This window comes from Sandarakinorhabdus cyanobacteriorum, from assembly GCF_002251755.1.
In the GTDB taxonomy this organism is placed as follows: Bacteria; Pseudomonadota; Alphaproteobacteria; order Sphingomonadales; family Sphingomonadaceae; genus Sandarakinorhabdus; species Sandarakinorhabdus cyanobacteriorum.
Window position 1 is genome coordinate 1 of record NZ_NOXT01000115.1, and the last position, 13649, is coordinate 13649.

Here is a 13649-nt window from a genome sequence, read left to right on the forward strand (position 1 = left end):
CGCCAACCCGAAATCACCCGGCCGGTGAATAATCCGGGCCAATTCGCTTCATCGCAAAGCAGTCTGCGAAGACTTGCGTGACAAGCGCATACGGCTTGGCAAACGCCACATCATCGAAGCCCGCAACATCACCGTGACCGATGATGTCAGCATGACCGGCTGTGAAAATCTGATGGGGGCCGATTTCCGCAACGCCACCATCCGCGGCGATTTCCTGATGCTGAAACAGATCGAGGTTCAGTCGGTGGATCACGCGCTGAACATCGTGGCAGTGCGGCCAGCCAAAAGACCGCGCGGGCGCATCAATCTGGAAGGCGCCGAGATCGCCGGCAACTGCAACCTGATGTTTGATGGCGGGATGATTTCAGAAAGCGGCGAAGTGCACACTGCCGAGACCGCCGTCGTCGGGGTCGGCCCCAGCATCGAGGCCAAGCTCGCCCGGATTGGCGGCGAACTGCTGATCGCCGGCCATCCGTCACCCCAATTGACCAATGCCGGCCAATCAGGACAACCCGACAACAATCACAATGTCTTGCTGCACACGCCCGCCCTGATCAAGGCCAACGACGAGCTTGTGAAGGCGGACTGGCTGGCCGCCGAGCGGGCCAGCGCCCGTTCTGACCAGGCAGGGTCGCTCCACACATGGCTGGACGAACGCCGGGCACATCCCAAGATCGATCTGGCCAACGCCCGTGCCGCTTTGTTTACCCACATGCCCAATGCCTGGCCACGGCTGGACCGGCTAGATATCGTTGGTTTCCGCTATGAACGGGCAGGCCGCTTCGGTTCGCTGGCACCATTGCCCTATGTGCCCGGCACCAGCCCGGCCATCGATACACGGCCCCGCAACAGGAGGCGGGTTGGTTACGCCTTTTTTGCCATCGTGGTTTTCCTGGGCTTGAGCCTGGGCTTTCTCGCCGGCTTGGACGAGCTTGTGGGTGCGTCCAATCTGTTTTGGACGATCTTGATTTTCTTGCTGCTGGCAGCCCAACTGGGGCTGCCGATCCTGACCCGGCCATTCCGGCGTCATTCTCGGCCGATTGGTCTGTCATGGCTGCGCCTGCAACGTTTGGCACGCAACGACTCCCGCGTTCAGGACGGCCGCGTCGCTGGATGGCGGGGCCGTCTGCCACGCGGCCCCAATGGGCAAACCGTTGCGCAGTGGCCGGCAAAGTCACCACGCGGTTCCGTGTATCAGTCGCTCGAACCCTATACCATTGCCGCCCGGGCCTTGCGCGAGGAAGGGCGCTGGATTTCTGCCAACCGCATCGAGCAACGCCGGCTGGAAGTGCGCACGGGACAATTGTCCTGGCGGCTTCACCTGTTTGAGAAAGTTGGCTTTTCACTGATTGGTGCCAGTGCGCGCTATGGCTTCAGCTATGTGCGGATGTTCTTCCTTTCCGCTTTTCTGCTGCTGGGCACGGCCATGATTGCCCATAATGCTAACCAACGCGGGCTGATGCAGCACAAGCTGGTAAAGGTTGAACTGCATCCGGCGGCCGGTTTGAACGATGCCCAATTGGCCTATTCGGCAAAGTTTGGTCATCGCGGCCATGTGGCGCTTGACCTGAACATTGGGGGGGCGCCTGCGGGCGATGCGGCCGCCTGTGACAAGCCAGGAGGCCGCTGTGAGGAGTTCAACAGCTTGGCCTTTGCCCGCGATCTGGTGCTGCCGGCCGTGTCTTCCGGTGCAGACGAGGAATGGGAAGCAAAACCCGGAGTGGCGGTGCCGTGGCTGTCGTGGCTGCCGTTCACCCTGCGGGAATTGTTCGATGTTGCCCATCTGTTGGGGCTTGGCTTCTTTGGCTTGCTGTTGCTGGGGGTGTCGGCGCGGATCAGCCTGTTGATCAACCGCTATTCCGAATGAGTATCAATGTGCGTGCCGGTTGGCCGCAGGCGGCTTGCATAAGTGGGTCGCCCTTGGCACTGACGAGAATATGCCAGCCCCGCCCACCCGCCGCTCCGCCAAACAGCGCCCGCTTTCCGGCGTGCTGATCAACGATGGCCGGCGGGAGGCGGTGGTGGTGACGGCGCTGGAAAAGCGGTTGCTGATCAATGTCGAGGCCGACATCAGCGCCATTCCCCTGGCCCGGGTGCGCCGCGATGACGGGCTGTGCCTGCGCCGCACCGACAAACAGGATTGGCAGATCAGGTTCGATGCCATGCCGCCGCCGGACAGCTGGGTGCATGATCTGCCGCTGTTGTCGCCGGCCAATCCGGTGCGCCGGGCGGTGATGATCCTGCTGCTGCTGCTGGGGCTGATCGCGGCGTGGCTGTGGAACAGTGACAGCAAATTGCCGGTTATGGGCGAGCTTCCCAGCCCCGGCGCCATCGTCAAACCGGTGGTGCCGGCGATCCAGCTGGCATGAGCGGACCACGATTTCTTGACCACAAGGGCGTGCGCCTGGCCCACCGCTTCGGGCCGGGCACCGGTCCGCTGATCGTGTTCCTGCCCGGTTACATGAGCGACATGACCGGCGCCAAGGCGCAGGCGGTCAGCGATCATGCGCGGGCCAACGGCCGGGCCTGTTTGCGGCTGGATTACAGCGGCTGCGGGGCGAGCGGGGGCGATTTTCTGGACGGCAGCATCGGGCGCTGGACCGATGATGCGCTGGCGCTGATCAACCATGTCTGGCCCGCCGGCAAGGTCGTCCTGGTGGGTTCGTCGATGGGCGGCTGGATCGCGCTGCTGGCCGGGCTGGCGCTGCAGGACCGGCTGGCCGGGCTGGTGGGCATTGCGGCCGCGCCGGATTTCACCGTGTGGGGCCTGACCGTGGGGGAGGCGGAGCGGCGACAGCTCGAAAGCCAAGGCTATTTCACCCGCCCGTCCGACTATGGCGAACCCTATCGTTATTCCCGCGCCCTGATCGCCGATGCGCCGCAACGGCTGCTGCTCGATGGCCAGATCGGCATCACCGCGCCGGTGCGGCTGTTGCACGGGATGGCCGATGATGCGGTGCCCTGGCGCCTGTCGCTCGACATCGCGGCCCGCATCACCGGCGGCGATGTTCAGGTGCGGCTCATCAAGGATGGCGATCATCGTCTGTCGCGCGAAACCGATATCGCCATGCTTATCGCCACCGTGCAGGACTTGTTGTGAAAAATCTGTTGCTTGTGGGCCTTTTTGCTGCCGCCCCGGCGCTGGCGGCCCCGTCTGACCCGACCCGCTATGCCGCCTGCATCCAGCTGGCGGGCAAGGACCCGGCCCGCGCCCTGCAGATGGCCCACGGCTGGCGGCTGGAAGGCGGCGGCGTGGCGGCGCGGCATTGCCTGGCTGTGGCCCAGATGCGCGCCGGCCATCACGAGGCGGCGCTCAAAAGCTATGAAGCGGCCGGCATGGCCAGCGAGGATGCCCGGGATCCGCAGACGGTGCCGCTGTGGCGCCAGGCCGCCGAAGCCGCGATGATCGCCGGCAAGCCGGCCGATGCTCTTCGCTTCCTCACCCGAGCCCTGGCGCGGCCGGCCGGCAGCGAGCTGTCGCCCCGGGCCGAGGCGGATCTGCTCACCTTCCGGGCCGAGGTGCAGGTGGAACTGGGCCAGGCAGCCCCGGCCATGGCCGATCTCACCCGCGCCACCGAATTGTCGCCGGAATTTTTCATGCCCTGGCTGTTGAAGGCAACGCTGGCGCGGCGCAGCGGCGATCTGGCCACCGCCGAAGTCGCGCTGGTGAAGGCGGCCGATCTGGCGCCGCAATCGGCCGATGTCGAGCTGGAGGCCGGCAATCTGGCGGCGGCCAAAGGCGACACCAAGCTGGCGCGCCAGGCGTGGGAGGCGGCGGCGGCCGACGGGCTGGGCACGCCGGCCGGGGCCGCGGCAACGGCGGCACTGGGCCGCATCGCGCCGGAACTGCCGGAAAAACCCCTGACGGGCGATGTGTCACCTGCTACACCACGCTGATGGCACGCTCTGATTTCCGTTTCGTCTGGCACCAGCGCGCCCGCTATGCCGAGGTGGACGCGCAGGCCGTGGTGTTCAACAGCCGCTATCTTGAATATTTCGATATCGGCATCACCGAGTATTTCCGCGCCGTCGGCCTGTATCCCGAACCGCAGCTGAAGGGCGCGCCCGAACTGCATGTGGTGAAGGCGGAGGTGACCTATCACGCCCCCGTGCTGCTCGACGAGATGATGGCGATCGGCGTGCGCTGCGAGAAGATTGGCCGTACCTCCCTCACGTTCGCGTTTGAAATCCATGGCGAAGGCGGGGAGGATCTGCGCGCCAGCGGCATCGAGGTTTCGGTGCATGTCGATGAACCGCGCGGCCGGCCAACGCCGGTGCCGGATGCGGTGGTGGCGCTGTTTGAAGCCTATGCAGGCAGGGTGCTGAAATGAAATATCTCCACACCATGATCCGCGTTTCGGATGTGGCCGAAACCCTGCGCTTTTTCGAACTGCTGGGCCTGAAGGAACTGCGCCGGTACGACAATGAGGCCGGCCGGTTCAGCTTGATCTTCCTCGCCGCCCCAGGCGATGAAAGCGCCCAGATCGAGCTGACCCACAATTGGGACGAGGCCGGCTACACCGGCGGGCGCAATTTCGGCCATGTCGCCTATGCCGTTGAAAATATATATGAAAGTTGCCAGCGCCTGATGGATGGCGGTGTGGTGATCAACCGGCCGCCGCGCGATGGCCGCATGGCCTTCGTGAAATCGCCGGATGGAATTTCGGTGGAGCTGCTGCAGGCCGGGCCCGCCCCGGCCCCGGCCGAACCTTGGGCTTCGATGCCCAATATCGGGAGCTGGTAAGATGCTGGACGTGATTGGTGTGCCGGTGCTGAGCGACAATTATGTCTGGCTGGCACATGATACGGACACCGGGGAAACGGCAGTAATCGATCCAGCCGTCGCCGGCCCGGTGCTGGAAGTGGCGACAGCGCGCGGCTGGAAGATCACCCAGATATTGAACACCCACTGGCACCCCGATCATGTGGGCGGCAACAGCGATATCGTGGCGGCCACTGGTGCCATCGTCACCGGGCCGAAGGGCGAAGCCGAGAAGATCCCGCATATCAGCCGCGCCGTGGCGGAAGGCGACGAGGTGCGCATCGGCAACCATGTCGGCCGGGTGATCGATTGCCCCGCCCACACCGCCGGCCACAATGCCTATGCCTTTGATGGCGCCCTGTTCTGTGGGGACACGCTGTTTGCCATGGGCTGCGGCCGTCTGTTTGAAGGCACGGCCGAACAGATGCACAGCGCGCTCGCCAAGTTCATGGCGCTGCCGCCGCGCACGCTGGTCTATTGCGCGCACGAATATACGCAATCCAACGCCCGCTTTGCCGTGACGGTGGAGCCGGAGAACCAGGCGCTGCTGAAGCGGGTGGAGGCGGTGGACCGGCTGCGCGCGCGCGGTGAACCCACCGTGCCGTTCAGCCTGGCGATGGAGGCGGCAACCAACCCGTTCGTGCGCGCCGGCAGCGTGGAGGAACTCGCCCGCCGCCGCGCCGCCAAGGACAATTTCCGCGGTTGAGCATGTTCAGCAGCGATAAAGGGGGCGTGTGACACGGATATGGCCATGATCAGAACCGCGCTTTTGCTGTTCGCACTGGTCGTGGCTGTTCCGGCCCGGGCCGATGATGATGCGGCCAAATCGGCCATCAAGGATTGCCTGCCCACCCGCAACATCCAGCAGGCCCAGGCCGGCATCGACCGGCATTGGTATGTGCGGCTGCGCGATGGCAGCTGGTGGCGCAACGCCATGATGTGCCCCGGCCTGGCGCCGCGCAGGGCGCTGGTGCACAGCAGCCCGATTGGCAGCCAATGCCGTGGCGACATTGTTCAGGTGGTGGATTTCACCATGGGCGGGGTGAATTTTGGCGCCTGCGGGCTGGGCGATTGGGAACGCGTGGCCGGCCTGCCAACCAAGCCGGCCAAGCGGGACGAGCGCAAGGACGATTGACTGCCGCTCAACAGCACCCACCGCCGCCGGGGTTGGGGGCCATGGCCGCCAGCGCATCCAGCGCCGGGCTGCTGCCATAGGTGCGGGCCTGTTCCATGGTGTGGAACGCTTCCCACACCACGCCCTACGGGTCGCTGGTCCAGCTTTTTTCCGACCGGGCGTAACAGCAGGTGGTTTCGCCTTCGGCCAGCACCGGGCGCGCGGCCGCGTTCAGCCGGCCGGTCACCTCGGCCAGTTCGTCGGGCGTTTCGGCCTGGATGCCCAGATGCTCGATGCCCGGCGTGGCATGGCCTTGGCTGATGGCAAAATTCACGCGCGGATCATCCAGCATCCATTTGGCATAATCATCGCGCACCAGCGTCGGCCCCGTGCCAAACAGGGCCGAATAAAAGGAAATGGATTCAGCCAGATCGGTCACGCCGACATGCACATGCAAACGCTTCATTGACATGCTCCCGGTTGGCAGGCGCTCTCGGCCGGCGGGGCGAGGCCCCGGCAGCAATCCTCGGTGAGGAAATCGATCAGCGCCCGCATGGCGGCGAAATCCGCCGCATAGATGAGGCTGCGTCCGGCCCGGCGCACCTGCACCAGCCCGGCCTGTTCCAGCAGCCCCAGATGATGCGAAAGGCTGGACGGCGGCACCGCCAGCGCCTGGGCGATATGCCCGGCCGCCAGCCCGTCGGCCCCAGCCACCACCAGCGTGCGGAACACGGCGAGGCGGCGATCATGGGCTAGCGCGGCGAGCGCGGTGACGGCAGTGGCAGACTCCATCGGCTTTCCTTTCGACAAGAATCGAAATATTCGACAATTGTCGAAACGTCAAGCCCGTTCAGGCGCGTGCGTCGAGCCGCGCCTTTATCGCATCCCAGATGCGCGCCGGCGTGTTGGTGCCGTTGAACCGGTCGATGGCGCGGATGCCGGTGGGGGAGGTGACGTTGATTTCGGTGAGGAAGCCGCCGATCACATCGATGCCGACAAAGATCAGCCCGCGCCGTTTCAGCTCCGGCCCCAGCCGGGCACAGATTTCCTGTTCGCGCGGGGTCAGGTCGGTGGGCTGGGCGCTGCCGCCGGCGGCGAGGTTGGAGCGGATTTCGCCCTTTTTCGGCAGGCGGTTGATGCCGCCGGCCGCCTCGCCATCCACCAGCACGATGCGCTTGTCGCCGTCGGCCACGCTGGGCAAAAAGGCCTGCACCATGAACGGCTCGCGCCACACGCTGCCGAACAATTCCACCAGTGCGGGCAGATTGCCGTCCTTCTCATCGATCAGGAACACCGCGGTGCCGGCATTGCCATAAAGCGGCTTGACGACGATGGCGCCGTGGCGGGCGCGGAAATCCATCGCCTCCTCAAGGCTTTTGGTCACCAGTGTCGGCGGCATGAGATCGGGAAAGCGCAGCACGAACAGTTTTTCCGGCGCATTGCGCACCTCGGCCGGGTCGTTGACCACCAGCACCCGGTCCTGGATCTGCTCCAGCAAATGGGTGGCGGTGATATAGCCCATGTCGAACGGCGGATCCTGGCGCATCAGCACCACATCGGCCTCGTCCGCCAGATCGACGGTGCGCGCTTCGCCCAGCCATTCGAAATGCGCACCCGGCTGGTTGATCACCTTCAGCGGCCGCGCCTTGGCCCGCACCCGGCCGTTTTCGGCCGAAAGATCGCCGGCCAGATAATGCACCAGCGTGGCGCCGCGCGCCTGGGCTTCCAGCATCAGGGCAAAGGTCGAATCACCACCGATGTTGATGGTTTCGATCGGGTCCATCTGAACCGCGACACGCAAGGTCATGGCTGTTGCTTTCTGTCAGCTGTCGGAACGGGCGAGGGCGGCGAGCATGGCGCGGATGCGCTGGATCATCGCCGGATCATGGGTGGTTTCCAGCATCGCGGTCAGGCTGGCGCGGGCGGCGGCCATGCGGCCGATGCGCTGTTCCAGCTGCGCCCGTTCCCACCACAGGGCCGACAGGCGGGGCGCGATCATCGTCATGCGTTCATACAGGGTCAGTGCGCGCAGCACCTGGCCCGACAGGCGTGCCCGGCTGGCCTGGTTGGATATCAGCCGCACCAGCATCTGCCGGTTGCTCATCGGCGGAAAGCGGCCGGCAATGTCGCTGCTGCCGCCGCTGCGGGCGATATCGGCGGCGCGCGCGGCCGACACCGTGGCGCCATGATCAAAGGGATCGATCAGCGCCGCCGATCCGCCGCCGTGCACCGCCACCAGCACATGCCCGGGCAGGGCCAGCGCCTCGGCCCGCCAGCCGACCCGGCGGCACAGCGCGACATAGAGGATCGACAGGCTGATCGGCAGGCCGCGCCCGCGTGTCGCCACGGCCACCAGATCGGCGTTCAATGGATTCTCATAATCCTGGGTGTCGCCCGACAGGCCCGCTTCGCCAGCGATCAGGCCAGCCAGCCGCAGGGCGCGGCCCTGGCCGGTGGCCGGCGCCAGATCGCGCTGCAGCGTGATGGCCCAGCCCTGCACCAGCCGGCGCAAGCGCGGCGCATCGGCGTTGGGCCGATCGGCCAGCGACAGGGCGATGCCGGCTTCGATCAGATCGATATCCGCATCATCCATCAGCCCGATTGTGGCAAGTTCCATCATCACTCGTCCCGCCAGATGCCGATCAGGTGCCGGGGCAGGGCCCAGGGCCGGATCAGCACCGCATCATGCCGGATCGCTGCGCCCGGCCAGCCGAATCGGGGGCTGAGCCAGCGCGCCGCCGCCTGGCACCGCCGCTGCGCCGCAGGATGCAACGCCGCCAGCACGGAGTCGAGCGTGGCCCGCGCCTTCACCTCCACAAACACCAGCGTGTCGGCGGTGCGCATCACCAGATCGATTTCCCCACCCGGCGTCTGCACACGCCGGGCCAGCAGGCGATAGCCCTTTGCAATCAACCAGATGGCAGCAATCTGTTCCGCCCGGCGGCCCCAGCGTTCGCGCGCCCGGCGATCAGCCATGGCGGATGGCCAGCGCCCGGGCATAGACTTGCGCGCGCGGCAGGCTCAGCGCTTCGGCCACCTGGCGGGCGGCGTCCTTGACGCTCAGGCTGGCCAGCGCAGTGCGCAGCGCCGAATCAATGTCGGCAGCCTCCGGCGCGGCGGCCGGCAGCGGCGGGCCAACCAGCACGACCAGCTCGCCCTTGGGCGGCGCATCGGCCCAGCGTGTGGCCAGGTCAGCCAGGTCGCCGGTCACCATCTCCTCGAACTTCTTGGTCAATTCCCGCCCCACCGCCGCCGGCCGGTTGCCCAGCCCGGCCAGCAGATCGGCCAGGCAAGCCGCCAACCGCGGCCCCGATTCGTAGAAGGCCAGTGTGGCCGGCACGGCAGCCAGCTCGGCAATGGCGCTGGCGCGGGCGCCGGCCTTGGCGGGCAGGAAGCCGGCAAAGAGGAAGCGATCCGTGGGCAGGCCGGCGATGGACAGGGCGGCAATCACCGCCGACGGGCCGGGCACCGCCACCACATTCACCCCGGCGGCGCGGGCATCGGCCACCAGCTTGTAGCCCGGATCGGAAATCAGCGGCGTGCCGGCATCCGAAACCAGCGCCACCGGCCCGGCCAGCGCATCGGCGATCAGGCCGGGACGCACGGCGGCGGCATTGTGATCATGATAGGGCGTCAACCGCGCCTTGATCCCGAAATGATTGAGCAGCTTGGCGGTCACCCGCGTGTCTTCGCAGGCAATCCGGCTGGCGCAGCGCAGCACCATCAGGGCGCGCGGGCTGATATCGCCCAGATTGCCGATCGGGGTGGCCACGATATAAAGGCCGGCAGGCAAGCTGGCATCGGCTGGCGGATGGGAACTGGAATCGTGCACCACAGCATCAAGAGCGTGAACCGGCGCGGCTGGCAAGCCTTGCGCGCCGCCAGCCTGGGCCTGGCCCTGCTGGTGGCGGCCTGCTCCACCCCCAAGAAGGCCGCTCCGGTGGTGGCCCCGCCACCGCCGCCGGTGGTCGCGCCCAAGCCGGCGCCGCTGCCAGAGGCGCGGCTGAACAAGGTGGCGCTGCTGGTGCCGCTGTCGGGCGCCAATGCGGCACTGGGCGAATCCATCGCCAACGCCGCCGCCATGGCCATGGCCGATCTCGGCAAGCCGCAGGTGCAGCTCGTCACCTACGACACGGCCGCCGGCGCCGGCGAGGCAGCGGCGCGGGCCATGGCCGATGGCGCCGGCCTCATCCTGGGGCCATTGCTGGGCAGCGAGGTGCCGGCGGTGCAGGCGGCGGTGGCCGGCCGGCCGGTGCCGATCCTGTCCTTCTCCAACGATGCCGCCGTGGCTGGCGGCAATGTGTTCGTGCTGGGCTTCCAGCCGGGGCAGGCGATTGCCCGCGTTGTCAGCTATGCCCGGATGCGCGGTGTGGAGCGCTTTGCCGCGCTGGTGCCGCAGGGCGTCTATGGTCAGCGCGCGCAGCTGAGCTTTGTGAAGGCGGTCAATGATGCCGGTGGCCGCTCCACCGCCGTCGTGCCCTACACCCGCGAGCCGGCCAAGCTGCTGGCCGCCGCCCGCCTGGTCACCAATTATGATGCGCGCGTGCGGGCCAGCGGCAAGCCGATGATCCGCCCCGATGGCACGGTGGCGCGGGTGGCCGGCGCGCTGGCGCCGGTGCCGTTCCAGGCGCTGCTGGTGGCTGATTCGGGGGCGGCCACTGCGCGCTTCCTGCAGCCGCTGTCACGCTTTGGCGCCGGGCCGGGGCAGGTGGTGATCCTGGGCACCGAATTGTGGAACAACGAACCCGGCCTCGCCGCCGTGCCGGCGCTGAAGGGCGCGCTCTATGCCACCGTGCCCGATGCCCGCTTCAACAGCCTCGCTGCCCGCTATCGCGCCAAGCATGGCGGCAACCCCTCGCGCCTGGCTTCGCTGGGCTATGATGCGGTGCTGCTGGCGCACGGGCTGGCAGCGCGCTGGCCCTATGGCCAGGCCTTCCCGCGCGCCAGCCTGCTCGCCCGCGACGGCTTTTCCGGCATCGATGGCGCCTTCCGCTTTACCGCCAGCGGCGTCGTCGAGCGCGGGCTGGAGGTGGACCAGCTCGGCAGCGGAACCGTGTCGCCGGCACCGGCGAGCTTCTGACCCACAAGATCCTCCCCCTCTGGGGGAGGTGCCGACCGCAGGGAGGCGGAGGGGGCCTGCAAGCGCGGTCCTTGCCGCCCCCTCCGCCCTGCGGGCACCTCCCCCAGAGGGGGAGGATGTCTAGCGCGCAATCTGGGCCAGCACGGCATTGGCCAGCGGCCAGCCGGCGCGGGTCAGGCGGATGCCGGCGTCGCTCACCGCCAGCAGCCCCTGATCAGCCAGCCGGTAGGCGGCGGCCATGTCCACCGCATCCGCGAGCGCCGTCCCGGTGCGCACCGCAAAGCGGGCGGCGTCCAGCCCTTCGGCCAGCCTGAGGCCCATCACCAGCGCCTCGGTCGCCCGCTCCGTCGCGGTCAGCGCCGTCTCGCTTTCCATGCCGTGCCCGGCCTCGCGCACGCCGGCCAGCCAGGCTTCCGGCTTCTTTCGCCGAAGCGTCGCAACGCCCGCGCGGCGGCCATGGGCGCCCGGCCCGATGCCGGCATAATCGCCATAGCGCCAATAGGTGAGATTGTGCCGGCTCTCACGCCCCGGTGCCGCGTGGTTGGAAATTTCATAGGCCGGCAGGCCCGCCGCTGCCATCATCTCCTGGGTGATGGCGAACAGATCGGCGCTGGTGTCCTCATCGGGCATCAGCAACTCGCCGCGCGCGAACAGCGCGGCAAAGCGGGTGCCCGGCTCGATCGTCAGTTGATAGAGCGACAGGTGTGTGGTGCCAAAGCCGAGTGCGCGGGTGAGTTCGGCCGCCCAGGCCTCCCGCGTCATCCCCGGCCGGTCATAGATGAGGTCGAAGCTGACCCGGCCAAAGGTCGATTGCGCCACGTCGAGCGCGGCGAGCGCAGCGGCCAGATCATGCGGCCGACCGAGCAGCTTCAGCGCCGCATCATCGAGCGCCTGGACGCCCAGCGACAGGCGGTTGACCCCGGCCGCCGCAAAGCCGGCAAAGCGCCCCGCCTCGACGCTCGACGGGTTTGCCTCCAGCGTGATTTCCAGGTCGTCGGTGGGCGGCCAGTGCCGCTGCGCCGCCGCGATGATGGCGGCCACGGTTTCGGGCGGCATCAGGCTGGGGGTGCCGCCGCCGAAGAAGATGCTGGCCAGTTGCCGGCCGGGCAGGCGCGCGGCCTCGAAGGCCAGATCGGCCAGCAGCGCGTCGCGCCATGCCGCCTGGTCCACGGATTCGCGGACGTGGCTGTTGAAATCGCAATAGGGGCATTTGGTGACGCAGAACGGCCAGTGGACGTAGAGCGCGACGGGGGGGAGAGCGGCCATGCGTGCGACCATCACAATCCGCTCATGCCGAGCTTGTCGAGGCACCGGCCACGTGCGGAGCGTGCCTCGACAAGCTCGGCATGAGCGGGTTTGGACATGGTGGCGGGTCAGGCCGGACGCGCCGGCAGCAACGCCACCAGCTGCCGGAAGGCCCGCGCGCGGTGGTTGTCGGCCTCCTTCTCGGCCCGGGTCATCTCGCCATAGGTCTGCGCCTGGCCGTCCATCAGGAACATCGGGTCATAGCCAAAGCCATTGCCCCCGCGCGGCGGCCATACCAGCGTGCCATCCACCCGGCCTTCCACCACCTCGCTGTGGCCATCGGGCCAGGCGACGCACAGGGCGCAGATGAAATGGGCGGTGCGGGATTTGTCGCCCAGCTCGTCATTCACCCGCGCCATCGCCACCGCGAAGTCTTTCCCTGGCCCGGCCCAGCGCGCCGAATAAATGCCGGGCGCGCCGCCCAGACCATCGACACACAGGCCGCTGTCATCGGAAATCGCCGGCAGGCCGCTGGCGGTGGCGGCGGCCAACGCCTTCAGCCGGGCGTTGCCGATGAACGTCGTTTCCGTCTCATCCGGCTCGGGCAGGCCCAGGCTGCCGGCCGAAACCACCTCCAGCCCATGGGGCCCGAGCAGTTCGGCCAGTTCCACCACCTTGCCCGGATTGTGCGTGGCCAGCACCAGCTTGCCCGGCGCCAGCTGCCTCACCGGCCCACCGCCTGCAATTGCGCCGCAAACACCTGGTTGCAGCCGATGCGGGCGAGGCGGAGCAGGCGCAGCAGCGTTTCCTCGTCGAACGGCTCGCCCTCGGCGGTGCCCTGCACCTCGACGATGCCGGCCTTGTTGGTCAGCACGAAATTGGCATCGGTGCCGGCGGCGCTGTCTTCGGCATAGTCGAGATCGAGCACCGGCGTGCCGTTGTAGACACCGCAGCTGATCGCCGCGACCTGGGTGGCCAGTGGATCACCGGCCAGCGGGGTCGCCTTGTGGATGGTGTCGATGGCCAGCCGCAACGCCACCCAGGCGCCGGAAATGGCGGCGGTGCGGGTGCCGCCGTCGGCCTGGATCACATCGCAATCCAGCGTGATCTGGCGTTCACCCAACAGCGTGAGATCAGTGACGGCGCGCAGGGAGCGGCCGATCAGGCGCTGGATTTCCTGGGTGCGGCCCGATTGCTTGCCCTTGGCGGCCTCCCGGCTGCCGCGGGTGTGGGTGGCGCGGGGCAGCATGCCATATTCGGCCGTCACCCAGCCCTTGCCGCCGCCGCGCAGCCAGGGCGGCACCCGCTCTTCCACGCTGGCCGTCACCAGCACATGGGTCTGGCCGAATTTCACCAGGCACGATCCTTCGGCATGGGCCGAAAAACCGGGGATCATCTCGATCGATCGCATCTGATCGGGGGTGCGGCCGGAGGGGCGCATGGACACT

18 protein-coding genes are annotated in these 13649 nt (G+C 67.5%); 9 read left to right on the plus strand and 9 right to left on the minus strand.

Features of this window, described 5'->3' with window-relative positions; all coding sequences use genetic code 11:
* Window positions 1-133: 133 nt before the first annotated feature.
* The 8 genes from CHU93_RS11035 to CHU93_RS11070 all read left to right on the plus strand — a co-directional run bounded on the left by CHU93_RS11035 (window position 134) and on the right by CHU93_RS11070 (window position 5897).
* Entirely contained in the window at window positions 134-1867 is a 1734-nt protein-coding gene (locus CHU93_RS11035; RefSeq protein ID WP_133064383.1) for a hypothetical protein, read from the plus strand.
* A gap of 70 nt (window positions 1868-1937) precedes the next feature.
* Window positions 1938-2369, plus strand: coding sequence for a hypothetical protein (locus CHU93_RS11040; RefSeq protein ID WP_094474099.1), 432 nt, complete (start codon window positions 1938-1940; stop codon window positions 2367-2369).
* The gene (locus CHU93_RS11045; RefSeq protein WP_094474100.1) at window positions 2366-3100 is read left to right on the plus strand and encodes an alpha/beta fold hydrolase; all 735 of its coding nucleotides are present in this window, start codon (window positions 2366-2368) and stop codon (window positions 3098-3100) included. The genes CHU93_RS11040 and CHU93_RS11045 overlap by 4 nt, the downstream gene beginning before the upstream one ends.
* Window positions 3097-3897, plus strand: a complete 801-nt coding sequence (locus CHU93_RS11050) for a tetratricopeptide repeat protein (protein WP_094474101.1) — start codon at window positions 3097-3099, stop codon at window positions 3895-3897. The genes CHU93_RS11045 and CHU93_RS11050 overlap by 4 nt, the downstream gene beginning before the upstream one ends.
* Window positions 3897-4331 carry an acyl-CoA thioesterase gene (locus tag CHU93_RS11055; RefSeq protein ID WP_094474102.1) on the plus strand — a complete coding sequence of 145 codons (435 nt, stop codon included), beginning with the start codon at window positions 3897-3899 and terminating at the stop codon, window positions 4329-4331. Before CHU93_RS11050 ends, CHU93_RS11055 begins: the two co-directional genes overlap by 1 nt.
* A complete protein-coding gene (locus tag CHU93_RS11060) occupies window positions 4328-4744 on the plus strand; it encodes a VOC family protein (RefSeq protein ID WP_094474103.1) in 417 nt (138 codons plus the stop codon). The genes CHU93_RS11055 and CHU93_RS11060 overlap by 4 nt, the downstream gene beginning before the upstream one ends.
* Before the next feature lies 1 nt (window position 4745).
* Window positions 4746-5468, plus strand: a complete 723-nt coding sequence (gene gloB, locus CHU93_RS11065) for a hydroxyacylglutathione hydrolase (RefSeq protein WP_094474104.1) — start codon at window positions 4746-4748, stop codon at window positions 5466-5468.
* Between the two features lie 45 nt (window positions 5469-5513).
* Window positions 5514-5897, plus strand: a complete 384-nt coding sequence (locus CHU93_RS11070) for a hypothetical protein (RefSeq protein WP_133064384.1) — start codon at window positions 5514-5516, stop codon at window positions 5895-5897.
* 124 nt (window positions 5898-6021) lie between these two features.
* Here CHU93_RS11070 and CHU93_RS11075 read toward each other — a convergent pair whose 3' ends face one another.
* Genes CHU93_RS11075 through rsmI form a run of 6 tightly spaced genes read right to left on the minus strand, consistent with a single transcriptional unit; the run spans window position 6022 to window position 9708 of the window.
* The gene (locus CHU93_RS11075) at window positions 6022-6342 is read right to left on the minus strand and encodes a VOC family protein (protein WP_423825905.1); all 321 of its coding nucleotides are present in this window, start codon (window positions 6340-6342) and stop codon (window positions 6022-6024) included.
* Window positions 6339-6668: an ArsR/SmtB family transcription factor gene (locus CHU93_RS11080; protein WP_094474106.1), complete on the minus strand. Its 330-nt coding sequence runs from the start codon at window positions 6666-6668 to the stop codon at window positions 6339-6341. The genes CHU93_RS11075 and CHU93_RS11080 overlap by 4 nt, the downstream gene beginning before the upstream one ends.
* 58 nt (window positions 6669-6726) lie before the next feature.
* Window positions 6727-7683 (minus strand): glutathione synthase, encoded by a 957-nt coding sequence (gshB, locus tag CHU93_RS11085; RefSeq protein ID WP_094474107.1) that lies wholly within the window; start codon window positions 7681-7683, stop codon window positions 6727-6729.
* A 15-nt stretch (window positions 7684-7698) separates the two neighbouring features.
* Window positions 7699-8496 (minus strand): transglutaminase family protein, encoded by a 798-nt coding sequence (locus CHU93_RS11090; RefSeq protein WP_094474108.1) that lies wholly within the window; start codon window positions 8494-8496, stop codon window positions 7699-7701.
* A complete protein-coding gene (locus CHU93_RS11095; protein WP_094474109.1) occupies window positions 8496-8852 on the minus strand; it encodes a YraN family protein in 357 nt (118 codons plus the stop codon). The genes CHU93_RS11090 and CHU93_RS11095 overlap by 1 nt, the downstream gene beginning before the upstream one ends.
* The gene (gene rsmI, locus CHU93_RS11100) at window positions 8845-9708 is read right to left on the minus strand and encodes a 16S rRNA (cytidine(1402)-2'-O)-methyltransferase (RefSeq protein ID WP_094474110.1); all 864 of its coding nucleotides are present in this window, start codon (window positions 9706-9708) and stop codon (window positions 8845-8847) included. The genes CHU93_RS11095 and rsmI overlap by 8 nt, the downstream gene beginning before the upstream one ends.
* Here rsmI and CHU93_RS11105 point away from each other — a divergent pair.
* Window positions 9688-10956 carry a penicillin-binding protein activator gene (locus CHU93_RS11105; protein WP_094474111.1) on the plus strand — a complete coding sequence of 423 codons (1269 nt, stop codon included), beginning with the start codon at window positions 9688-9690 and terminating at the stop codon, window positions 10954-10956. The genes rsmI and CHU93_RS11105 overlap by 21 nt on opposite strands.
* A gap of 120 nt (window positions 10957-11076) precedes the next feature.
* On the opposite strand, the gene hemW is transcribed toward CHU93_RS11105, so the two are convergent.
* From hemW to rph, 3 genes are all read right to left on the minus strand, one after another.
* On the minus strand, window positions 11077-12222 hold the full coding sequence (gene hemW, locus CHU93_RS11110; RefSeq protein ID WP_243375572.1) for a radical SAM family heme chaperone HemW: 1146 nt from the start codon (window positions 12220-12222) through the stop codon (window positions 11077-11079).
* A 107-nt stretch (window positions 12223-12329) separates the two neighbouring features.
* Complete coding sequence (rdgB, locus tag CHU93_RS11115) at window positions 12330-12920, minus strand: RdgB/HAM1 family non-canonical purine NTP pyrophosphatase (RefSeq protein ID WP_094474185.1); 591 nt, start codon at window positions 12918-12920, stop codon at window positions 12330-12332.
* A 5-nt stretch (window positions 12921-12925) separates the two neighbouring features.
* Window positions 12926-13642 (minus strand): ribonuclease PH, encoded by a 717-nt coding sequence (gene rph / locus CHU93_RS11120; protein WP_086116037.1) that lies wholly within the window; start codon window positions 13640-13642, stop codon window positions 12926-12928.
* Window positions 13643-13649: the final 7 nt, after the last annotated feature.